Origin of the sequence: Micromonospora sp. NPDC127501 (genome assembly GCF_040302185.1) — a bacterium.
GTDB lineage: Bacteria > Actinomycetota > Actinomycetes > Mycobacteriales > Micromonosporaceae > Micromonospora.
On sequence record NZ_JBEORJ010000012.1, the window covers coordinates 79,408 to 100,683 of the forward strand.

The 21,276-nt window shown below is 70.4% G+C and carries 19 protein-coding genes; 12 read left to right on the top strand and 7 right to left on the bottom strand.

Translation table 11 applies throughout. The features are described from left to right. Nucleotides 1–19: 19 nt before the first annotated feature. The 5 genes from ABTW72_RS25160 to ABTW72_RS25180 are packed head-to-tail and all read left to right on the top strand — an operon-like array spanning nucleotide 20 to nucleotide 5,087. On the top strand, nucleotides 20–775 hold the full coding sequence (locus ABTW72_RS25160; protein WP_247669117.1) for an ABC transporter ATP-binding protein: 756 nt from the start codon (nucleotides 20–22) through the stop codon (nucleotides 773–775). A gap of 38 nt (nucleotides 776–813) precedes the next feature. Continuing rightward, the gene (locus ABTW72_RS25165; RefSeq protein ID WP_350862382.1) at nucleotides 814–1,965 is read left to right on the top strand and encodes a Gfo/Idh/MocA family protein; all 1,152 of its coding nucleotides are present in this window, start codon (nucleotides 814–816) and stop codon (nucleotides 1,963–1,965) included. Then, nucleotides 1,962–3,113, top strand: coding sequence for a dihydrodipicolinate synthase family protein (locus ABTW72_RS25170; RefSeq protein ID WP_350862384.1), 1,152 nt, complete (start codon nucleotides 1,962–1,964; stop codon nucleotides 3,111–3,113). Before ABTW72_RS25165 ends, ABTW72_RS25170 begins: the two co-directional genes overlap by 4 nt. Then, nucleotides 3,110–3,913 carry a sugar phosphate isomerase/epimerase family protein gene (locus ABTW72_RS25175; RefSeq protein ID WP_350862385.1) on the top strand — a complete coding sequence of 268 codons (804 nt, stop codon included), beginning with the start codon at nucleotides 3,110–3,112 and terminating at the stop codon, nucleotides 3,911–3,913. Before ABTW72_RS25170 ends, ABTW72_RS25175 begins: the two co-directional genes overlap by 4 nt. Continuing rightward, entirely contained in the window at nucleotides 3,906–5,087 is a 1,182-nt protein-coding gene (locus tag ABTW72_RS25180; protein ID WP_350862387.1) for a purine-cytosine permease family protein, read from the top strand. The genes ABTW72_RS25175 and ABTW72_RS25180 overlap by 8 nt, the downstream gene beginning before the upstream one ends. Here ABTW72_RS25180 and ABTW72_RS25185 read toward each other — a convergent pair. Together ABTW72_RS25185 and ABTW72_RS25190 are read right to left on the bottom strand one after the other, a co-directional pair. Next, complete coding sequence (locus ABTW72_RS25185) at nucleotides 5,084–5,608, bottom strand: hypothetical protein (protein WP_350862389.1); 525 nt, start codon at nucleotides 5,606–5,608, stop codon at nucleotides 5,084–5,086. The two genes, ABTW72_RS25180 and ABTW72_RS25185, sit on opposite strands and share 4 nt — an antisense overlap. Then, on the bottom strand, nucleotides 5,595–6,032 hold the full coding sequence (locus ABTW72_RS25190; RefSeq protein ID WP_350862391.1) for a MarR family winged helix-turn-helix transcriptional regulator: 438 nt from the start codon (nucleotides 6,030–6,032) through the stop codon (nucleotides 5,595–5,597). Before ABTW72_RS25190 ends, ABTW72_RS25185 begins: the two co-directional genes overlap by 14 nt. An 80-nt stretch (nucleotides 6,033–6,112) precedes the next feature. On the opposite strand from ABTW72_RS25190, the gene ABTW72_RS25195 reads away from it, so the two are divergent. Then, complete coding sequence (locus ABTW72_RS25195) at nucleotides 6,113–6,298, top strand: hypothetical protein (protein WP_502892244.1); 186 nt, start codon at nucleotides 6,113–6,115, stop codon at nucleotides 6,296–6,298. A gap of 30 nt (nucleotides 6,299–6,328) precedes the next feature. On the opposite strand, the gene ABTW72_RS25200 is transcribed toward ABTW72_RS25195, so the two are convergent. Continuing rightward, nucleotides 6,329–7,888 carry an acetolactate synthase large subunit gene (locus tag ABTW72_RS25200; RefSeq protein ID WP_350862393.1) on the bottom strand — a complete coding sequence of 520 codons (1,560 nt, stop codon included), beginning with the start codon at nucleotides 7,886–7,888 and terminating at the stop codon, nucleotides 6,329–6,331. Between the two features lie 133 nt (nucleotides 7,889–8,021). On the opposite strand from ABTW72_RS25200, the gene ABTW72_RS25205 reads away from it, so the two are divergent. From ABTW72_RS25205 to ABTW72_RS25215, 3 genes are all read left to right on the top strand, one after another. Then, the gene (locus ABTW72_RS25205; RefSeq protein WP_350862395.1) at nucleotides 8,022–8,159 is read left to right on the top strand and encodes a hypothetical protein; all 138 of its coding nucleotides are present in this window, start codon (nucleotides 8,022–8,024) and stop codon (nucleotides 8,157–8,159) included. 285 nt (nucleotides 8,160–8,444) lie between these two features. Continuing rightward, entirely contained in the window at nucleotides 8,445–11,516 is a 3,072-nt protein-coding gene (locus ABTW72_RS25210) for a S8 family serine peptidase (RefSeq protein ID WP_350862397.1), read from the top strand. Nucleotides 11,517–11,688: 172 nt separating this feature from the next. Beyond that, on the top strand, nucleotides 11,689–12,198 hold the full coding sequence (locus ABTW72_RS25215; protein ID WP_350862399.1) for a hypothetical protein: 510 nt from the start codon (nucleotides 11,689–11,691) through the stop codon (nucleotides 12,196–12,198). Between the two features lie 52 nt (nucleotides 12,199–12,250). On the opposite strand, the gene pyrE is transcribed toward ABTW72_RS25215, so the two are convergent. Then, nucleotides 12,251–12,775 carry an orotate phosphoribosyltransferase gene (gene pyrE, locus ABTW72_RS25220; RefSeq protein WP_350862401.1) on the bottom strand — a complete coding sequence of 175 codons (525 nt, stop codon included), beginning with the start codon at nucleotides 12,773–12,775 and terminating at the stop codon, nucleotides 12,251–12,253. Nucleotides 12,776–12,845: 70 nt separating this feature from the next. Next, nucleotides 12,846–13,490: an alpha/beta fold hydrolase gene (locus ABTW72_RS25225; protein WP_350862403.1), complete on the bottom strand. Its 645-nt coding sequence runs from the start codon at nucleotides 13,488–13,490 to the stop codon at nucleotides 12,846–12,848. Between the two features lie 196 nt (nucleotides 13,491–13,686). Between ABTW72_RS25225 and ABTW72_RS25230 the strand changes: the two genes are divergently transcribed. After that, nucleotides 13,687–14,148 (top strand): nuclear transport factor 2 family protein, encoded by a 462-nt coding sequence (locus tag ABTW72_RS25230; protein ID WP_350862405.1) that lies wholly within the window; start codon nucleotides 13,687–13,689, stop codon nucleotides 14,146–14,148. A gap of 39 nt (nucleotides 14,149–14,187) precedes the next feature. Here the strand turns inward: ABTW72_RS25230 and ABTW72_RS25235 are convergent, their stop codons facing one another. Continuing rightward, nucleotides 14,188–15,516 carry an MFS transporter gene (locus ABTW72_RS25235; protein ID WP_350862407.1) on the bottom strand — a complete coding sequence of 443 codons (1,329 nt, stop codon included), beginning with the start codon at nucleotides 15,514–15,516 and terminating at the stop codon, nucleotides 14,188–14,190. On the opposite strand from ABTW72_RS25235, the gene ABTW72_RS25240 reads away from it, so the two are divergent. After that, nucleotides 15,484–16,557: a DUF5937 family protein gene (locus ABTW72_RS25240; RefSeq protein ID WP_350862409.1), complete on the top strand. Its 1,074-nt coding sequence runs from the start codon at nucleotides 15,484–15,486 to the stop codon at nucleotides 16,555–16,557. The two genes, ABTW72_RS25235 and ABTW72_RS25240, sit on opposite strands and share 33 nt — an antisense overlap. An 88-nt stretch (nucleotides 16,558–16,645) precedes the next feature. Here the strand turns inward: ABTW72_RS25240 and ABTW72_RS25245 are convergent, their stop codons facing one another. Further along, entirely contained in the window at nucleotides 16,646–20,110 is a 3,465-nt protein-coding gene (locus ABTW72_RS25245; protein WP_350862411.1) for a ThuA domain-containing protein, read from the bottom strand. 233 nt (nucleotides 20,111–20,343) lie between these two features. On the opposite strand from ABTW72_RS25245, the gene ABTW72_RS25250 reads away from it, so the two are divergent. Further along, nucleotides 20,344–21,189, top strand: a complete 846-nt coding sequence (locus ABTW72_RS25250; protein ID WP_350862413.1) for an SAM-dependent methyltransferase — start codon at nucleotides 20,344–20,346, stop codon at nucleotides 21,187–21,189. The last annotated feature ends 87 nt before the right edge of the window (nucleotides 21,190–21,276 follow it).

Consider the following 21,276-nt stretch of genomic DNA (forward strand, 5'->3'; position numbering starts at 1 on the left):
CACCGGCACCGCCATCGGGATGTCCGGGCTGACCGTCCGCTTCACCACCCGACGGTCGCAGACCACCGCGTTGGACGACGTGTCGCTGGACATCGAGCCGGGCGAGTTCGTCACGATCGTCGGCCCGTCCGGGTGCGGCAAATCCACCCTCCTGAAGATCGTCGCGGGGTTGGTCAAGCCGACCAGCGGTGACGTGTCGCTGCTGGAGCGCCCGGTGCGCGGCCCGCAGAAGGAGATCGGTTTCGTCTTCCAGAAGGCCGCGTTGCTGGAGTGGCGCGGCGCCCGCGCCAACATCCTGCTCCAGGCCGAGATGCGCGGCATGGACCGGGCGCAGGCGGCCCGCCGCGCCGACGAACTGATCGAGATGACCGGCCTGACCGGCTTCGAAAAGGCGTTGCCACACGAGCTGTCCGGCGGCATGCAGCAGCGGGTGGCGCTCTGCCGCGCGCTGCTGCACTCCCCGCCGGTGCTGCTGATGGACGAACCGTTCGGCGCCCTGGACGCGCTGACCCGCGAGCAGATGAACGCCGAACTGCACCGGATCTGGCGCGAGACCGGGACCACTGTGGTGCTGGTCACCCACTCCATCGCCGAGGCGGTCTTCCTCGGCACCCGGGTCGTGGTGATGAGTCCCCGGCCCGGCCGGATCATCCGCACCTTCCCGGTCGAGCTGCCGGCGCACCGCGACTACGCGCAGGTGATGTCGGATCCCCGCTTCGACCGGCTCGCCACCGACCTGCGTGGGTTGCTCGGCAGCGCGGCCGCCAACCACTGAGCGCGGATCGGCACGACCAGCACGATGGAAGGAACACCATGACCCGCAGGTCGATCGGCATCATCGTCAACGGCGTGACCGGACGGATGGGCTACCGGCAGCACCTCGTCCGGTCGCTGCTGGCCATCCGCGAATCCGGTGGTGTGGCGTTGGCCGACGGCACCACCATCTGGCCGGAACCGGTCCTGGTCGGGCGCAACGAGACGAAGCTCCGGGAACTCGCCGAGCGGCACGGGCTGACCGACTGGACCACCGACCTGACCTCGGCGCTGGCCCGCGACGACGTCGAGATCTACTTCGACGCGCAGGTCACCCAGCAACGGGAGAAGGCGATCCGGCAGGCCATCGAGGCCGGCAAGCACATCTACACGGAGAAGCCCCTGGCCGAGGACACCGCGGCGGCCCTCGACCTGGCCCGGGCGGCGGACGCGGCCGGCGTCCGCACCGGTGTCGTGCAGGACAAGCTCTTCCTGCCCGGTCTGCGCAAGCTCAAGCGCCTCATCGACGGCGGCTTCTTCGGCCGGATCCTCTCAGTGCGCGGCGAGTTCGGGTACTGGGTCTTCGAGGGCGACTGGCAGCCCGCTCAGCGGCCGTCGTGGAACTACCGGGCCGAGGACGGCGGCGGCATCGTGGTCGACATGTTCCCGCACTGGCACTACGTGCTGGAGGAGCTGTTCGGCCGGGTCACGGCCGTCTCCTGCGTGACCGCCACCCACGTGCCCGAACGGGTCGACGAGGCCGGTCACCCGTACGCGGCCACCGCCGACGACGCCGCGTACGCCACCTTCGAACTCGACGGCGGGGTGATCGCGCAGATCAACTCCTCCTGGGCCGTGCGGGTGTACCGCGACGAGCTGGTGGAGTTCCAGGTCGACGGCACCGAGGGCAGCGCGATCGCCGGCCTGCGCAACTGCCGGGTGCAGCACCGGGCGGTCACCCCGAAGCCGGTGTGGAACCCGGACCTGCCGGCCACCGAGGACTTCCGCTCCCAGTGGGCCGAGGTGCCCGACAACGAGGAGTTCGACAACGGCTTCAAGGTGCAGTGGGAGGCGTACCTGCGGCACGTGGTGGCCGGTGAGCCGTTCCGGTGGGACTTCCTGGCCGGCGCGCGCGGCGTGCAGCTCGCCGAGCTGGGGCTGCGTTCGGCCCGCGAGGGCGGTCGCATCGAGGTGCCGGAGCTGCGCTCATGACCGCCGAGGTGGTGTTGCCGGGCGGGCGACGGCACCGGCTGGCCGGGGGTGGCGGCTTCGCCCAACCGGACGCGCCGGCGACCAGCCGGATCGCGTACGCCGCCGCGCACGTGGTCGCCGATCCGGGCGCGGAGAACGTGCCGGGTGCCCCGGCCGCGGTGGACTGGGACACCACCCTCGCCTTCCGGCGCCATCTCTGGTCGTACGGGCTGGGCGTCGCCGAGGCGATGGACACCGCCCAGCGGGGGATGGGGCTGGACTATCCGGCCACCCGGGAGCTGATCCGGCGCAGCGCCGCCGAGGCCCGCGCGGTCGGCGGGCGGATCGTCGCCGGGGTCGGCACCGACCAGCTGCCGGTCGGTCCGGCCACCCTGGCGGCGGTCACCGCCGCGTACGCCGAGCAGCTCGACGACGTCCGCGCCGCCGGCGCCCGACCGGTGCTGATGTGCAGCCGGCACCTGGCCGCCGCGGCCCGTGGCCCGGAGGACTACCTGCGGGTGTACGACGAGCTGCTGAGCGCCGCCGACGAACCGGTGGTGCTGCACTGGTTGGGTCCGATGTTCGACCCGGCGTTGACCGGCTACTGGGGTGCGGCCGACCTGGACCTGGCCGCCGACACGGTGATCGAGCTGATCAAGGCGCACCAGTCCGGTGTGGACGGCATCAAGGTGTCGCTGTTGGACGCCGACCGGGAGGTCGCGTTGCGCCGCCGCCTGCCGGCCGGGGTACGCCTCTACACCGGTGACGACTTCCACTACCCGGAGCTGATCCGCGGCGACGAGGTGGGTCACTCCGACGCGCTGCTCGGGGTGTTCGCGGCCATCGCGCCCGCCGCCGCCGCCGCGCTGGCCGCCCTCGACCGGGGGGACCTGACGGCGTACGACGAGATCTTCGGGCCCACCGTGCCGCTGGCCCGGCACCTGTTCGCGGCGCCGACCTGGCACTACAAGACGGGGATCGTGTTCCTGGCCTGGTTGGCCGGGCACCAGGACCATTTCACGATGGTCGGTGGCGCACAGTCCGGCCGGTCTCCGGCGCACCTGGCCACCCTGCTCACCCTGGCCGACGCCGCCGGGCTGCTGCCCGACGCCGACCTGGCCGCCGCCCGCGCCCGGGCCTTCTTCACGGTGGCGGGGGTGGAGCAGTGAGCCTCGCGCGGTTCTCGTTCAACCAGGCGACCGCGCAGCGCTGGCCGCTGCCCGAGGTGGTGGCCGGGTGCGTGGCGGCCGGTGTACCAGGCATCGGCCTGTGGCGGGAGCCGGTGGCCGAGTACGGGCTGGCCCGCTCGGCGAAACTGGTCCGCGACGCCGGCCTCGCCGTCACGTCGCTGTGCCGGGGCGGGTTCTTCTCCGCCGACGACTGGCGCGCGGAGAACCTGCGGGCCATCGAAGAGGCCGCCGCCCTCGGCGCCCCGGAGCTGGTGCTGGTCTCCGGTGGGCTGCCGGCCGGCAGCCGGGACGTCGACGGCGCACGGCGTCGGGTCGCCGACGCGATCGGCGACCTGGCCCCACACGCCCAGGCCGCCGGAGTACGGCTGGCCATCGAGCCGCTGCACCCGATGTTCGCCGCCGACCGGTGCGTGATCGCCACCCTCGGCCAGGCGCTGGACATCGCCGAGCGGTTCGACCCGGCGGTGGTCGGCGTGGTTGTGGACGCCTACCACGTCTGGTGGGACGACACGGTGTACGCGCAGATCGCGCGGGCCGCCGCCCGGATCGCCGCGTTCCAGGTCTGCGACTGGGTGACCCCGCTGCCCGAAGGGGTGCTGCTCGGCCGGGCGTTGCCCGGTGACGGCTGCATCGAGCTGCGTCGGCTGCGCGAGGCGGTGGACGCGGCCGGCTACGTCGGGCCGATCGAGGTGGAGGTCTTCTCCGCCGAGGTGTGGGCGCGTCCGGGCGCGGAGGTACTCGACGCGGCGATCGCCGGCTACCTGCGCCACGTTGCCTGACGTCCCCGAACGGCGGTGGCCGGCGGCGGTCGGCGCCTGGCTGGGGATCGGCACCGCACCCGCCACGCTGGTGCTCGGCGCGGCGATGGCCGCCCGACACGGCGGCGCGGTGCCGGTGGTCGGGCTGCTGGTCGGCGGGGTACTGATGGCGGCTCTGCTCTGGGGGCAGGGCCGGATCGGGCTGCGCCGACCGCTCGGCGACGGCGGGACGTTGACCGCGGTGCTGCCCGCGTACCTGGGGGACACCTCGCGCCTGCTGCTGGCGGCGGTGCTGGCCGTGTCGATGGTCGGTTGGAACGGGTTCAACGTGGGGCTCGGCGGGGCCTCGCTGGCCGCGCTGACCCACCTGCCGGGCTGGGCCGGGCCGGTGCTGCTGGAGGTGGCGGTCCTCGCCGTCTCCTGGGCGCCGGCCCGGCTCGGCAACCGGGTCGCGGTGGTCACCACACTCAGCGCGGTGGTGCTGGTCGGCTGGTGCCTGACGGTGCTTCCACCACCCGGTGCGCCGGTCCGTCTCGCCGGTGGCGGGCTCGCCGACGCCGCCGCGCTGATCGGGTACGCGGCCGTGTTCGCGCTGCGCGCACCGGACTTCAGCGTGGGCCTTTCCCGAAGGCGGGATCTGGCCTGGTGCGTGGGGCTGTTGATCGGGCCGGCGCTGCTCGGGGTGCTCGCCGGGGCCGGCCTGTGGCTGCGGACCGGCTCGGCCGACGTGGTCGCGCTGCTCGCCGCCGGCCCGGGGCTGGCCGCGTACGCGAATCTGTTCGTCGCGGTGGCGGTCTTCGCGGCGGCGCTGACCACCACGTACTCCGGTTCCCTGGCGTTGCGTGGTCTGGCTCCCCGCCTGCCGGCGCGGGCGGCGATGCTGCTCGTCGCGGTGCTCGGCGGGATGCTGGCGGTGGCGCGGTTCGATCGGCTGGTGCTGCCCTGGCTGACCCTGCTGGCCGCCGCGTTGCCGGTGCTGGTGGTGCCGATGGCCGTGGAAGCGGCCGCCCGTCGGCGCGGTCGTGTCCCGCGTACCGTGCCCGCCTGGTGCTGGATGCCGCCGGCGCTGCTCGCGGTGGCCTGCACCCTCGCCGGGGTGGGTGTCGCCCCGCTGCTCGGGCTGACCCTGGCCGCGGCGTGCACGCTGCTCTGGCGTCGCCGAGGAGGCGCGGACCAGTCGGTTGGCAGCGCCTAGCGGGTGGCGTGCGGGCCGTGGTCGCTGACCTGGGCGTCGAACCAGTGGTGCAGTGCGTCGCGGAGCCCCGCGTCGTCGGTGGTGTAGGTGGCGCGTGCGCCGTCGGGAATGGCTTCGTACCTGATGGTGATCCGACCGCCGTGTGCCCGAAGCGTTGCCAGGCCGGGCATCTCGGTGCCGTGGATGCGGGCCGGGTCGCTGAAGTCACCGCGCCGGAACCGCTCGACCTCGGCGCTCAGGTGCTGTTGGACGAGGGTGATCTGGCTGCTGTCCCGCGGGTCGTCGGCGACCACGGTCTGCACGCCGCCGGTGTCGGTCCTGGTGAAGCGGTGTGTGGTGCGCTCCAGGTCGAAGGGCATGACCGAAGCGCCTCGCTCGGCGACGTCGGCCTGTCGATCTGAAGTGGTCGTTGTCGGTGTCGACGGTGCCGAGTTGCCGGCGCAGCCGCCGTTGAGCGCGGCGACAGCGACGGCCGCCAGGAGCAGAGCCCGATGGGGACGAGGGTGGTCAGAACGGTTCACCGGTGGCCTCCGCGAGGGTCTGGAGCGCACGCACCACTGCCGTGCGCTGGTCGTCGGGAACGCGATCGAGCAGGGCGGTGAGTCGGGCCCGACGGGCGTCGGCCTGTCGGCCGGCGGCCGTGGTGCCCGCGGCAGTCAACAGAAGCAGGACGCCGCGACCGTCACCCTCGGCTGTCTCCCTGTGCACCCAGCCCCGGTTGACCAGGTTGGTGACCAGGCGGCTGACGCTGCTCTTTTCCAGACGCAGCCGGCGAGCCAACTCCACCTGCCGGATCTGCCCCTCCCGGGCGATCTCCACCATGGCGTGCGCCTCGGACACCGGCAGCGGCTGCCCGCACGGAGTCCGGTCGGGCTGATGGAGGCCGAAGTTGCGGACGAACCGCATCAGTGCCTCCTGCGCCGCGTCGAGCTCGCCAGACCGCATGGTTCGACCGTACAACCAGATGGTTCGACTGTGCAACCATTGTGGAGAGAACTCGCATCTGAACCCACGGGAGACATGGCATGACACCGGAGAGCGACAGTGCGTGGTTCGGCCCGGCCGAGCCACTCCAGCTGGCCCTCGGTCACCGCGCCCTGCCCGAGGTGCTCGACGCCTGCCCCGACTGCCTCCTGCGCGACCGCCGCACGGAAGACTTCCTGACCACGGCCTTTCCCCGGGTGCCGGTCCAGGTCTGGCCCCGCAACTGACCGACGCTCGGCAGCGGTGGGAAACGGGACCTAGGCGACGGCCGGGAGGGTGGCGTCGATGAGGTGCGGCCCTGGCTGGTTCAGCGCCGCGGAGAACTGCTCAGCGAGTTGCTCGGCGGTGGTGGCGCGGGTGGCGGGCATCCCGAACGCGTTCGCCAGCCCAACGAAGTCGATCTGAGGGTTGGTCAGGTCGAACAGCGGATTGGCGTCGGGGTTGACCGAGCCCGGTTGCTTGCTGAAGTAACCCCACTCCTGGCGCAGGATCGCGTACCCGTGGTTGTTGAGGATCACGTTGGTGATGTTCAACCGCTCGCGTACCTGGGTCCAGAGCGCGGTGGCGGTGTACATGACGCAGCCGTCGGCCACCAGCGCCACCACCGGTCGGTCGGGTGCGGCGACGGCGGCACCGACGGCCAGGGGCAGGCCGTCGCCCATGGCGCCACCGGTCTGCATCAGCACGTCGTGTCGGGGAGCGCCGGCGGTGGCGGAGGCGAGGGTGGTGCCGGAACTCACGGACTCGTCGACGATGATGGCCCGCTCGGGTAGCAGCGCCGCGATCACGTCGGCCCAGTTCTGCGGAGTCAGTGCGCCCGTGGGTAGTGCCGGTCGGTGCGGGTCGGTGACCTGGGCCGCCGCGTCTGGTGCCACCAGGTCGGCGAGCTGGACCAGCGCGGCGACGGCGTCCTGGCCGACCTCGGCCAGGACGTGCGTCCGGGCGCCTTCGGGCACGAGGAGACTCGGCTGGTCGGAGTAGGCGAAGAACGAGACCGGTGCCTTGGTGCCCGCGACGATGACGTGCCGCGCTCCGTGCAGTTGGTCGAGCACCTGATCGGGATAGAAGCCGAGCCGGGCGAACGCGGGTAGGCCCGCTCCTCGTTCGACCCGGTTGGAGTAGAGCTCCTGGAAGACCCGTGCACCGGTCGCCGCGGCGATGCGGCCCGCTGCCAGCAGGCCCGCCTCCCGCAGAGTCGTTCCGCCGATCACCAGTGCGGTCGTCTCGCCGCTGCGAAGAGCCTCGGCGACCTGCGTGATCGTCTGCTGGTCGACGGTCGGTGCCGGCCGGGGCAGCACGGGTGCGCCGGCCGCACCTCCGTCGGACCAGGACACGTCCGCCGGCATGATCACGGTGGCGATCTGTCCGGGCGGCTCCAGGGCGGCGGCGAGTGCGGTTGCGGCGTCGGGCCCCGCGCCGGCTGCGTCCTCGGGTCGGCGGACGGGGCCGCGCAGCCATCCGGCGAGGGCGGCGATGTCGGAGTTCAACGGTGGGTCGAACGCGGTGTGGAACGTCGCGTGGTCCCCGACGATGTTCACCACCGGCGAGTTGGCGCGGCGGCTGTTGTGCAGGTTCGTCAGGCCGTACGCGAGTCCGGGCCCGAGATGCAGCAGCGTCGCGGCGGGCTTGCCCGCGATCCGGGCGTAACCGTCGGCCGCGCCGCTGACCACGCCCTCGAAGAGAGCGAGTACGCCGTGCAGTTCGGGAACCGCCTCGAGCGCTCCGACCAGGTGCAGCTCGGTGGTGCCGGGGTTCGTGAAGAGCACCTCGACCCCGCCGTCGACAAGCGTCCGCAGCAGTGCTTCCGCGCCGTTCACACACGTCACCCCATCGCCGGTCGGATCAGCAGCGTTTCGATACTAAGCTCGCATTTCGGACCACTGCTGCCAGGTTCCGGTAAATAGCCCGGTAGGTGAGGAGGGGATTCGATGGGACGGGGATGGGCCGAACGTGGACGCGATCCACGAGGTGAGCCTGGAACTCGACAGCGAGGTGGCCGCCCTCCTGGTGCACCTCGAGGTGCCCGTGCCGGCGGGTCTGTCCGACCAGGGCAGTGGTTCGGTTCGAGGTCACCCTGACCACGCCTGAGCGGCCGTCAGGTAACGAGGCATGGAAGTCGCTCGATCCCGCCTCGGCGGGGCGACGTCGCGCCGCTGCTTGGGCTGGCCCTGGCCGGGGTGTACGCCCTGCTCTTGCGTGGTGTGGAAAAAGTGATCTAGGCGCAGCCAGCAGAACGTGATCTTATACGCACCGGCGATCCGTAACACCGTGCAAACCATCGATTAACCGTCGGCGGCTTAGGTGGGGGAGCGCTCCCATAGGCGGATCGCGATCGTTGAAAAGCTCCACAAGGGAGCAACCGAAAGGAGCCTCGTGGCTACAGGCACGAGCGAAAACAGGCTGCGAAGACTGGCGATACCTACGCTGGTCGTCGCCCTGATCACCGGTACCACCGGTGTAGCGGGAACGGCGTCGGCGGCACCCGCTGGGCCGTCGGGTAACGGCAGTGGCACCGGTTACTTCACCGCCGGGTCCGACCGGAAGGTCACCCTGACCGACGGGGCCGACCGCCGACCCGGCGGCCACCGTGCGGCCACGCCGAAGGCAGCCGTCGACGAGACCGGCTCCGGCATGTACGTCGTCGAGTTGGCCGAGGACCCGTTGACCACGTACACCGGTGGGGTGTCCGGCCTGGCGCGGACCCGCCCGGCGGCGGGTAACCGGCTGGACGTGACGTCGACGCCGTCGCAGGCGTACCGCCGGCACCTCGACACGCAGCGGGGCGCCGTCGCCGCCGCAGCCGGGGTCACTGTCAACGCCGTCTACACCGCCGCCTTCAACGGGTTCTCGGCGAAGCTGAGCGCCCAGCAGGTGAACACGTTGCGGGCGGACAAGCGCGTCCGCGCCGTGACCGCCTCGCGGGCCCTCGGCACCCCCTCGGCGCCGCCCACCGCGACCATGGCGACCGCCGCCAACCCGACGCCCGCCACTTCCGGTGGCGCGGACCAGTCGGCGCCGACGGACCGCTCCGGCCGGCCAACCAAGCCCGGCCCCGGCACGGGCGCGGGCATGGTGATCGGCGTCCTGGACACCGGTATCTGGCCGGAGAGCGCGTCGTTCGCCAAGAAGATGCCCGCCCCCGCGACCTGGCGCGGCACCTGCCAGACCGGCGTCGCCTTCGTGGCCGAGCACTGCAACGGCAAGATCGTCGGTGCCCGCTACTTCGCCGACACCTGGCTCGCCGGCGGCGGCTCCGTGCCCGAGGGTGAGGTGCTGTCCCCGCGCGACATGGCCGGCCACGGTACGCACACCGCCTCCACGGCGGCCGGTCTGCCCCTGTCGAACGTCACCATCGACGGTCGCCGCTTCGGTCCTGTCTCCGGGGTGGCACCGGACGCCCAGATCGCCGTTTACAAGGTGCTCTGGGGCGGCATGGGCTTCGACGCCGACATCATCGCCGGCATCGACGCGGCCGTCGCCGACGGTGTACAGGTGCTGAACTTCTCGATCGGTTCCGACCTCGGCGACTGGGAGGCCAACACCCCCATCGGTGTGGCGTTCCTCAACGCCTCGCTGGCCGGGGTCTTCGTGGCGGCGTCGGCCGGCAACACCGGCATCGTGAGTGGAGCGATCAGCAACGCCGCACCCTGGGTGACCACGGTCGGTGCGGCGGTGACGAAGCTCGACGAGGCCACCGCCAAGCTGGGCGACGGCACGAAGCTGGTCGGGGGCTCGCTGGACGCCCTGCCCGGCGGTGGCGCACGGTCGCTGGTCTTTGGTGACCAGGCCGGCTCGCCGGATCTGGGCGCGGTCTACTGCGAGCCCGGCAGCCTGGACCCCGCCAAGATCAAGGGCAAGGTGGTCGCCTGCGCGCTGTCCGACATGTTCGGCTCCGCCGCCGAGATCAAGGCCAAGGGCGGGGCGGCGATGGTGGTGTTCGACCCGGTCGGCAACTACCGGATCAACTCCATCTTCAACTTCCCCGTGGTCTACCTGCCGACCGAGAAGCAGGCCGGCACGCTGTTCAACTACCTGATGCGCCACCCCACCGACGCGACAGTGTCGTTGCGCACCGGCGGTGACGGCTCCAGCGTCCCGGGCATACCGAGCGTGGCGGACTTCTCCTCCACCGGCCCGGACAAGGTGACCCTCGGCGTCTTCAAACCGGACCTGGTCGCGCCCGGGGCGGACATCATCGCCGCGGTCTCACCGGCGGGCAACTTCGGGCGACAGTACGACGCGTACTCGGGCACCTCGATGGCCTCGCCGTACGTGGCCGGCGCGGCGGCGATCCTGCGCGCCACGCACCCGGACTGGTCACCCGGCGCTGTCGCCTCCGCGCTGCGCACCACCGCCACCGACACTGTCGGCACCAGCAGCCCCCTGGACCAGGGCAGCGGCTTCATCAATCTGCCCCGGGCCACCGACCCGGGACTGGTCATCGAGCCCACGGCGGCGGAGCTGATCGAGTTCAGCGAGACGGCCGAACCCGACGGCAAGGCACTCAACCTGCCGGCCATCTCGTTGCGCGAGTACGACGGGACCCGCCCGGTGACCCTCACCCGCACCCTGACCAACGTGGGCAAGGCGCGGGAGACCTACCGTTCGTCGGTGTCCGGTCTGCCCGGCATGAAGGTCACCGTGTCGCCGGCATCGGTGACCCTGGCGCCCGGCAAGTCCGCGACGGTCACCATCACGCTGCGTCGGGGCAGCGCGCCCTGGGACCGGTACGTGACCGGGTCGATCACCTGGCAGGGTAAGGCGCACAGCGCCCGGATCCCGGTCGCCGCCCGTCCGTGGGGCATCGCTGCCCGGCCGTACGCCGACGACGGGGAGGAGTTCGCCCGAATGGCCAACGGGGCCTCCGGCCTGGTCCAGCCGGGCTTCACCGGGTCACTCGTCGGTCGCAGCACCGGCTACACCCCGATGCGGCGTACGTCGTACTCGATGCCGGCCGGCGTCTACGGCGGCGTGTTCGACCCGAGCGCCACCGGAGTGAAGAAGGTCGACTTCACAGTGCCGGCGAACACCGCCGGCATCATCGTCCAGGCCAACACCGCCGATCCGAACACGAACCTTGACCTCTACCTGTACAAGGGCGACAAGCTCATCTACAGCAGTGACAGGTTCTGGACCAGCGCCGAGCAGGCGTACAAGTTCCTGCCCGAGCCGGGGCGCTACACCGCGTACGTGTTCGCGCAGTACCCCGGTGGCCCGGTCGTCGACTTCGATCTGAGTCACGCCATCATCGGCCGTAACGCCAGGTATTCCGGTGCCACCCTCACGCTGCCCTCCACTTCGGAGCGCGGTCAGGGCTTCAACTTCACGCTGAAGCCGAACAAGCCGCTGGCCGAGGGTGACTTCTGGGCGTACACCGAGTACAGCACCAACGGCACTGTGGTCCCCGGCAACCTCGTCTACACCGAACAGAGTTCCTGGCAGTAACCGTTCAATCGAGCGTGGGGCGGTGCGACGTGCACCGCCCCACACCCGGAACCGCCGGAACGTCTGCCCCTTGTTCTCGGATGTCTTCGCCCGGACCGAATGTCACACTGTCGCGGTGGAGGGCTTTCGGTGTGCGAGCTGTGGCAACACGCTGAGCGTTCCGGTCCGGTTGGTGGAGTTGCCGGCGGAGCCGCACTGGTCGCTCCTGGACTGCCATCACGTGAACCCGCCGCTCCTCGACCCCGGCACCTACGCCGTCGATGAGGCCGCCTATGGCCGTGACCAGGTCACCGGCACCTTCGTTCTCTCACCCGGCGACGTCCGCGGAACACGCTTCGTCCATGAGCTTGTTCGCACAGGCTGCTGGTCAATGGTGGGGTGGAACCCCTGTGTGGCCTGCGAAGGCTGTGGTGCCCTGGTCGCCTCTCGGACGGACGACTGCAGGGTGGCCCAGGAGACGCGCTTCTATCCAGCGATGGTTGACCGGGTGGCGAGTGACGATGAGTCGGACCGCGCCACGGATCCTTTCGCCCTGATTGCCGACTGGGACAGCTCTGCGCCCGACACCAGGCAACACGGCTGGGTGCCCGAACCGATTCGCCCTCGTCCCGAACTCGTCGCGACCCGCTGGGGCGGACGAGGTGTGAAGGAGCACCTTTTTCGAGATGATCCGCCGGCCTGACCAACCGGCCAACGTCGGGCCTCGCCGGTCGGCGTCAGGGGCACCGGAGCTGTCACGCCATCAGGGACGCTTCCAGGTCGCGGCGGGTGAGGGCGGCGTGGAGCTGTAACGACTCGACCGCGAGATTTTCACGACCACCCTGCTCGCGGTCGATGGCGCAGACCACTGTCTCCACCTGCGCGCCGATGGACCGTAGCTGCGCGCACGATGCCAGTAGTGCGCCTCCCGTGGTCACGACGTCCTCGATCAGCACGACACGCTGGCCATCCACCGGACCGCCCTCGGCGACCTTGTTGGTGCCGTACTCCTTGGCGTGCTTGCGCACGAAGACTGTGGGCAGCCCCGTCAGCTGTGACATCACCGTGGCCAGCGGGATGCCGCCCATCTCCATCCCCGCCAGCACATCGCACTCCGGCAGAATGGCCACCATCGATTCGGCGACCTCGCGCAACAGATCCGGCCGCCCTTCGAACAGGTACTTGTCGAAGTACTCCTCGCTGACCTGCCCGGACCGCAGACGGAATCGTCCGGTGAGGTGGCAGGTGTCGTAGACGCGGCGCGCGAGCGGGTGGGTCATCTGCTCAGCCTCGCATCTCGCCTGAATCAACAGCCCGGAGGTTCGGGTCGTGACGGCCGTGGTCCCGCCTTCAGGGCAGCGGGTACGCGGCGAGGTGGTCGGCGAGTTGCTTCGGGTGGCTGAGCGCCACCGCGTGGCCGCCGTCGATCTCGTCCGGGACGACGTCGAGCCGGTCGGCGGCGACCCGGCGCTGGAAGTCCGCCGGGAAGAACCGGTCCTCGCGGGCGAGGAGCACCCTCGTCGGCACGTCCGGCCAGGCGTCCAGGGGCCACGGCTCGTCCCCTTCCGCACTGACCTGGTCCCGGGTGTGTGCCGCTGCCTCCGCGACGACCTCGGCCGGGACACCGTTGTAGAACTGCTGCTCCTCGCTGAGCCCCTCGGCGCTGCGGTAACCGGTGTTGGCCCACCAGTCGCCGGGTCTCTCACCGGGCTTGGGGACCATCGGTGTGAGCAGGACGAGCAGCCGCACCGGCAGCTTGTCGGCGATGAGCGGCGCGGTGAACGCACCGTACGAGTGCCCGACGACCACGAGGTCGCTCCGGTCGCCAATCGCGTCGACGACCGTCTGGCAGAACTCGGTGAACCCTGCGGATCTGTCCTCGATCGGCAGTTCCGGCACGATCACGTCGTGGCCGCGGCTGGTCAGCTCGGGGACAAGAAGGTGCCAGTCCCAGGCGCTGCCCCCGCCCCCGTGGATCAGAACGAAAGTCGCCATACCCGAAGCCTCACACGAGGGTATGACACGCGCCTCTGTCGATGACGATGCACTGGGGTACGGAAGACGAAAGCGCTTCGGGGCAGTCACATCAAGGTTGAGGCCAGTAGGGTGCCGTCGACGGGGTACCGGCCACCCCGGAGGTAGTCCTCGGCGTGGCTCGGGTGACATCTACCGATATCGAAGGAAACCCGGCATGAGCAGCCCGCGCGAAACGTTCCTCCGACTGGTGAACGGTGTCTGCGACGGTCCGTACGAGGACTTGGCCGACCTGTACGCCGAACAGACCGATGTCACACATCCGTTCCACCCGCTCAACCCGCCGGCGCTGCGTAGCCGCGACGAACTGCACGAGCACTTCACCGCGCCGCCTCCGGTCGCCCGGACGCTGCTCCGTAAGCCAGTCGACGTGACGATTCATGAGACTGCGGACCCGGAGGTGATTGTCGCCGAGTTCGCCTATCAGGGGCGGGTAGCCGAGACAGGTGAGGAATTCACGGTGCCCTGCGTCTTCGTGATGCGTGTCCGCAATGGGCTGATCGTCGAGTCCCGAGATTACATCGACCCCATCGCCAGCGCGCGAGCTTGGGGTCAACTCGACAGCCTCTTGACCGCACTCCGTCCGCAAGAAAGCACCTCCATCGAGGGCACAGCCTGACCCTGATTCGCGCCCGACGCCCTGCGCACGCATCTGCCGCTACGAGTGCGTTGGTGCTGGCTCGGCGGAACTGTCGCCGTTGCCTTTCCATCCCTGATCGTCGAAGCCGCACACCGCCCCGTTGACCTGCCGGCTTATCGGTGAGCACAGGATCGGCACCCAGACCAGCGCGAGCGCGGCAGAGGCGACCCACATGGCGGCGCGCGGACCGGCGTGACCGCCAACGAGTGCCGCCGTCGCCGCGCCGAACGTGAGCGCACCGCTGAACACCACGCGCAGCGTCCCGTTGACGCGTCCCAGAAGTCCTGGCGGCGTGACGTGCTGGCGGAACGACATCAACACCACGCTGTCGAAACCGACCTTGAAGATCACCATCGCCCATGCAAGTGCGGCGATCAGCCCCGGAATCGGCCGGCCGATGAGTGGCAAGGCGAGCGAGGCCGGCGCGACGGCGACCCCGATCGCCATGACCGAGCGGCCGGCCCCGAGGCCCTTCGACAACCGCTCCGCGCAGAGCGCCCCGAGCAGGCCGCCGACTCCGCCGACGGTGAGGAAGAGGCCCAGTCGGCCGTCCGACCAGTGTAGTTCCTGCACCAGGACAAGCGGCAGCATCGCGATGGTGCCGGCGGTGGCAAAGTTCACCAGCGCGCCCGCCACGGTGATAGCCCGGAGGGTGCGGTTGCGCCGGACGAATGACAGGCCTTCCCGCACCTCGGTTGCGAGCGGGCGTCGTAGCACTGCGGGGCGTGGCTCCGGCCGTTCGATGCGGCGGATCCACAGCGCCGACCACAGGTAGCCGAGTGCCGTCGCCACCAGGACCGTCGCCGCTGTCGACAGACCGATCAGCCAGCCGGCCAACGCCGGGCCGCCGATCAACGCCATCTGGTCCACGATGCCGAGCCGTCCGTTCGCCGCGACCAGGCGTCCGCCGTCGCCATCCCCGACAAGGTCCGGCAGGTGGCTCTGCATCGCGATGTCGAAGAAGACCGTCGCGACGCCGTTGAGGAACACCACCACCCAGAGCTGGGTGATGGTCAGGACGGATAGCGCAGCGCTGAGCGGCACCGAGCCGATCAGCGCGAACCGGATCAGATCCATCGCGATCATGACTGGGCGACGAGCGACCCGATCCAGCCACGCACCGGCCGGCAGTCCAAGTAGGAGGAACGGAGCGGTGCCCGCCGCAGCCAGCGAACCCGCCTCGGCAGGACCAGCGCCGAGCGTCGTGATGGCGACGAGTGGAACAGCCACCCTGGCTATGGTGAAACCGCCTTTCGCGGCGACAGCGGCGATGAGGTAGCGAGTGAAGTCGCGGGACAAGGCACGGGCGGTCTCGTGGCGATCGCCACGGATCGGTCGGATCGACATGCCCGAACCTTCGGCGGGGGCCACCCTTGCGCGTCAACGATTCAGGCTACGGTGAATCCTCGTGAGGCAAACCTGATGCTGCGACTGTCGATGTCCCTGGGCGATCTCGCCAGCATCAGGTTCGCGATCTCTCCCGCCTGGGAGCTCGTCGCGAGCCTGCGCGTCCTGCGCGATCCGGGCGCGCACGCCGTACACCTGCCCTGGGTGACCCGGCACCGGGCCGCGGTGCTCGCCGCACCCGACCTGCGTGAGCTGCGCGACCTTGTGATCGCGCCCGATCACAAGCTGCCAGGCTTCCTCGCGCCGGCCCCGCACTCGCCCGTCGCCGAGCCCGAGGCCGAGTTCGCGGCGGTGCGGCAGACGCCGGCGGCGATCGTGCGCCAGGAACTGGAGACGGTGTACGGCGACCGGCTGCCAGCCTCGCTGACCGACCTGCGCCGCGCGCCGCGCCGGACCCTGCCCGTGATCGTGGCCCAGATGCGGGCCTACTGGACGCTCACGCTGGGACCGTACTGGGGACGGATCCGTGGGATCCTGGAGGGTGACGTGATGTTTCGGGCGCGGCGGCTCGCGGACGACGGCCCGCACCGAATGTTCCCCGAACTTGACCCCGCGATCTCCTGGTCGGCCGATGTCCTGTCGGTGGACCGGCCCAATCTGGACCTGGCCTACGCACTCGGCGGTCGTGGTCTTGTGCTCGTGCCGTCGCTCTTCGCATGGCCGAACGTCTTCGTCAAGGCGTCTGAGCCGTGGGCTCCGGTGCTGCGATACCCCGCTCGGGGTGTGGGCTCGATGTGGCACAGCGACGCGCCCACGGCCGATCTGGCCCTCGTGATCGGCCAGGCTCGCGCAACTCTGCTGGCGGAGCTGACGACTCCGTCGACGACGACGACCCTGGCCCGTCGCACCGGGCTGACGCCGAGTGGGGTCTCGGCCCACCTATCGCGGCTCGTGACCGCCGGTCTGGTCACTCGGCAGCGAGCTGGGCGGCTGGTCTTCTACGCGCGGACGCGGCGAGGTGACGCGCTCCTCGGCGACTGATGACGGCGCCGAGAAACTCCGGGATCTGGGCGATCGGCTTGGTAGCGCCGGCGGGCGGGGTGGACCCCCGCCCGCCATCGCACGACGGTCAGGTGACGGTGATGGTCAGGTTGAGCGAGCGGGTCTCCCCGCTGGTGTAGGTGACCGTCACCCGGGCGGTGAAGGTCCCCTTGCGGGGGTAGCTGTGGGTCGTCGACCGTAGCGTCGCCCCGTGCGTGACGGCGCTGTTGTCGCCGAAGTCCCACGCGTAGTCGGTGATGCTCTGCCCGGACGGCGCCGTTGCCGTGGCGGTCAGCGTGGTGGTCAGCGGCGCGGCGCCGCCGGTTGGGCTGGCGGCCAGGGACAGCGTCCCACCCGGCTCCTGTTTGACCCCGGCGCCGTTGAACCGCAGCCAGTCCAGGGCGAGCAGGTCCGGGGTGCCGTTGACCTGGGCGGCGTTGACGAACTTCGCGTACAGGGTGGTCGTACCGGTGGGCTTGTTGGTCAGCGTGACAGTGGGGGAGACCAGGTTGTCCCACCCGCCGGTGGAGCCGATGGTGGCCGTACCGACCAGCGTGCCGGTGGGCGAGCCGGTGCGCAGTTCGATGGTGCCGCCGAGCCCGCCGTTGGTCACCCCGAGCGTCACCGAGCCGACGTTGCGCAGGTCCGCCGGCCCGAACGCCACCCAGTCGTTGTGGTCGACCTCGCCGAGCCGCTTACCGGCGCGGGCAGTGGCCCGGTCGTTGACCGTGACGCCGGACTGGGCGCTGAAGTGCTCGGCCTCCTTGCTCTTGGGCTGCAACTGCACGCGGGTCGAGCCGGTCAACGCCGGTACGCCGCCGGCCGCGCCACCGTCGGTGTACTGCGCGGTGATCAGGGTGTAGAGGTTCTGCCCCGGCCCGTGGCCGTCACCGGCGTCCGCCTCGGTGGCGAGTAGCCCGGAGCAACCGGTGTAGACGTCCAGCGGGTGGGCGTGCGAGTCGTGGCCGAGTTGGGTCTGCACGGTGACCTTGGCGCAGTCGATGGTGGACTCCTCCGGGTCGGTGACCGTCACCGTGTACGGGATCTTGTCACCGAAGTCGAAGAACCCGCCGTCGGGCACGGTGATGGTCACCGTCGGTCGGGTGTTGCCGACCACCACGTCGGTGACCGCAGTGGCGGTCAACCCGTTGCCGCTGTTGCGCACGGTCAGCCGGGCGGTGTGCTTCCCGGCCGTCGAGTAGGTGAAGCTCGGGTTGGCGGTGGTGGAGTCGGTGCTGCCGTCGTTGGTGAAGTCCCAGGCGTAGCTGAGCGCCGACCCGTCGCCGGCGGACGAACCGGCCGAGGAGAACGTCACCGCGAGCGGCGTACGTCCGCTGTCCGGGGTGGCGGCCATCTTCGCGGTCGGTGGCCGCCCGTTGGCGACGTAGTCGATCCGGTAGATGCCCGCGCCGGCGTTGCTGCCGCCCCGACCGCTGCCGGTGCCCTCGCCGAAGTCGATGACGTAGAGCGAACCGTCCGGGCCGAACTCCGCCTCGAAGGGCTGGATCCAGCTCATGTTGCCGAAGATCCCGTTGATCGACTGGAGGTCACCCACGGCGGTCGGGCCGAAGCGAGCGTTGCTGAAGGTCTGCGCCGTCTTGTGGATCGACAGCGTCTTGAACCACCTGCGGGTCAGCTCATAGGTGATCCACTTGCCCTCGAAGTACTCGGGGAACTTCGTGGTGCGGGTGTTGGCCGGGTCGTAGTCGTAGACCGGGCCGCTCATCGGCCCGCCACCGCCGGTGCCCAGCTCGGGGAACTGGGTGGAGGCGGAGTACGCGTACCAGACCAGCGCGGACTTCGCCGCCGGCAGGGTGGTCAGGCCGGTGTTGTTGGGTGAGTTGTTCACCGGTGCGGCGCAGTTGAACTTCGCCCCCGAGGTGTTGGTGGCGAAGTTGTAGTCGTTGAACGGGATGTTGTTGCCCACGCAGTACGGCCATCCGAAGTTGCCGGCGCTGGCGATCCGGTTGAACTCGACAGTCCCCTCCGGACCACGGTTGGGGTCGGCGGCGCGGGCGTCCGGACCGTAGTCGGCCACCAGCACCGCGTTGGTCTGGGGTTCGATGGTGATCCGGAACGGGTTGCGCATGCCCATCGCGTAGATCTCCGGCCGGGTCCTGGCGGTGCCGGCCGGGAAGAGGTTGCCGCTGGGCACTGTGTACGTACCGTCGGATTGTGGGGTGATCCGTAGGATCTTGCCGCGCAGGTCGTTGGTGTTGCCGGCGGTGCCCTGGGCGTCCCAGGCGGCGCGGCCGGCACGTTCGTCGACAGGGGTGTAGCCGCTGGAGGCGAACGGGTCGGTGTTGTCACCGATCGCCGCGTAGAGCCGCCCGGCCGCGTCCATGGCCAGCGACCCGCCCATGTGCGAGTTGGCCCGGCCCTCGCCCCGATAGGTGGGGACGGTCAGCAGGCGTTTCTCCGAGGAGAGCGCGACGCTGTTGTTGGCGACAGTGAACCGGGACAGGTTGAGCTGTTTCAGAGTCTTGTCCGACCAGAGCAGGTAGATCCAGCCGTTGCTGGCGAAGTTGCGGTCCAGGGTCATCCCGAGCAGCCCGTCGGACTGGTCGGTCATCGCCGAGGTGTACGCGAAGTCCAGCAGCGTGGTGACCTGGAGGGTGTCGGAGTTGACCACCTTCAGCGCACCGGTGCGCTGGATGTAGTAGACCTTCCGGTCCGGGCCGACGGCCAGCTCGAAGGGGTCGGCCAGGTTCTCGGTGACCAGCCCCACCCGTTCGAAGTTGCTGGTCCTGGTGGCCGAGCAGTCACCGGCGACCGCGCCGGCCGCCCACTCGATGCCGTAGCGCAGGTGTTCCAGGAAGGTCGGGGTGCTGAACTGGGAACTGGCGTGCCCGCCGGCGGTGAACCAGGACCGGCCGCCGTCGTAGCGCTGACACCAGGAGTACGCGTGGTCGACGCCCTCGTCCAGGCCGTTGATCCCGTCACGCACCTTGATCTGGGCCAGGGTGTGCACGTTGCCGGTCGGGTTGGTCCGCCAGTTGTACCACTCCTCGCTCTGCTCCCAGAGCTCCGGCAGGTTGCGCGTGGAGGGGTGCGCGCGGTCGAGCACCTTGACCCGGCCGGGGAAGGTGCCGCCGGTGGACGAGAAGTCGGGGTGGTAGTCGAAGATCGTGCCGACCAGGCCCTCGTACCAGGGCCAGTCGCGTTCGCTGGCCGAGGCGGCGTGCAGGCCGGCCCAGCCGCCGCCGTTGCGGATGAACGTCTGCAACGCGGCCCGCTGGCTGGCGTTGAGCAGGTCACCCGAGGTCGGGAGGCTGTTGGTGTTGTTGAACACGAGAGCGTCGAAGGTGGCGAGGTTGGCGTCGGTGAAGGCCGCCGCGTCGGTGGTGGCGACGACCTCGAAGTTGTGGGCGACGCCGAGCTGCTGGATCGCGGCGATGCCGGCCGGAATCGAGTCGTGGTAGAAGTTGGTGATCTTGGAGAAGACCAACACACGGAAGCGCGGGGCGGCCTCGGCGGGCAGGGCGGTGGTGGTGCTCACCACGGCGGCGATGGCGAGCAGGATCAGGCAGAACGCACGGAGGTGTCGGGGCATGGGGGCGCTCCCTGTCGGACGGTGAGGGGTCGGAAAGCGCTTTCTCGCTGCCCGCATCACGGTACTGACAGCCAGTGACGACCGTCAATAGCCCGCTGGTAAGCGGTTTCCCGCCCCGGTGGCGTCCGCGCGTCGGCGGGCCCCACAGGCCCATGGGTACGGCTTACGATGTCCTCCGGATACGTGCGGTGACTCTACGGATGCACCGTGTCCCGTCGACCTGGGGAGGTCTCGTGACGGTGCCGTCCACGTCGGAATTGCCCGAGGGCCGGGGTGCCGACCGGATCGACACCACGACCGTGCATCCGGCTCGCCGCTACAACTACTGGCTCGGTGGCAAGGACAACTTCGCCGTCGACCGGCAGTCTGGCGACCAGATCGCGGCCGTCTACCCAGGGGTACGCACGCTCGCCCGGGAAAACCGGGCCTTCCTCGGCCGGGCGGTCCGGTTCCTCGCCGAGGAGGTCGGCGTCCGGCAGTTCCTCGACATCGGCACCGGCATCCCGAGCGCCGACAACACCCACGAGGTGGCCCAGTCCGTCGCCCCCGACTCCCGGGTGGTCTACGTCGACAACGACCCGATGGTGCTGGTCCACGCCCGGGCGCTGCTGACCAGCGATCCGGCCGGCGCCACCGCCTACCTGGACGCCGACCTCCGCGACCCGGAGAAGATCCTCGCCGACCCGCAGCTGCACGCCACAGTGGACCTGTCCCGACCGGTAGCCCTGGTGCTCATCGCCGTGACGCACTTCCTCACCGACGACGACCGCCCGCACGAGCAGGTAGCCCGCCTGCTCGACGCACTGCCGTCGGGCAGCTGGCTGGCGCTGACCCACTTCACCACCGACCACATCCCCGGCGAGGTCGTCAGGCGGATGGAGGCCGAGTTCGCCGCCGGCCGGATGAAGCAGGACGCCGTACCCCGCGACCGCGCCGAGTTCGCCCGCTTCTTCACCGGCCTTGAGCTGGCCGAACCGGGCATCGTCCCGGTCACCGAGTGGCGGCCGCAGGTGCCACCGGAGCAGCGTCCGCCCCTGGCCGACGCCTCCATCTACGGCGCCGTGGCCCGCAAGCCCTGACCGGTCGTGCCGAGGTGCCCGAGCAGCACCGGGCGCGTGGTCACGCCTTACGCGGACGTGGCCCTACATCCGTCGTCATGAAGAACT

Bases quoted from the DNA above. Each gene is read 5' to 3' on its own strand.
- ABTW72_RS25195 (WP_502892244.1), top strand. From the start codon at position 6,113: ATGACACCGGAGAGCGACAGTGCGTGGTTCGGCCCGGCCGAGCCACTC.
- ABTW72_RS25225 (WP_350862403.1), bottom strand. From the start codon at position 13,490: ATGGCGACTTTCGTTCTGATCCACGGGGGCGGGGGCAGCGCCTGGGAC.
- ABTW72_RS25165 (WP_350862382.1), top strand. From the start codon at position 814: ATGACCCGCAGGTCGATCGGCATCATCGTCAACGGCGTGACCGGACGG.
- ABTW72_RS25245 (WP_350862411.1), bottom strand. From the start codon at position 20,110: ATGCCCCGACACCTCCGTGCGTTCTGCCTGATCCTGCTCGCCATCGCC.
- ABTW72_RS25160 (WP_247669117.1), top strand. From the start codon at position 20: ATGTCCGGGCTGACCGTCCGCTTCACCACCCGACGGTCGCAGACCACC.
- ABTW72_RS25235 (WP_350862407.1), bottom strand. From the start codon at position 15,516: ATGTCGATCCGACCGATCCGTGGCGATCGCCACGAGACCGCCCGTGCC.
- ABTW72_RS25230 (WP_350862405.1), top strand. From the start codon at position 13,687: ATGAGCAGCCCGCGCGAAACGTTCCTCCGACTGGTGAACGGTGTCTGC.
- ABTW72_RS25190 (WP_350862391.1), bottom strand. From the start codon at position 6,032: ATGCGGTCTGGCGAGCTCGACGCGGCGCAGGAGGCACTGATGCGGTTC.
- ABTW72_RS25170 (WP_350862384.1), top strand. From the start codon at position 1,962: ATGACCGCCGAGGTGGTGTTGCCGGGCGGGCGACGGCACCGGCTGGCC.
- pyrE (WP_350862401.1), bottom strand. From the start codon at position 12,775: ATGACCCACCCGCTCGCGCGCCGCGTCTACGACACCTGCCACCTCACC.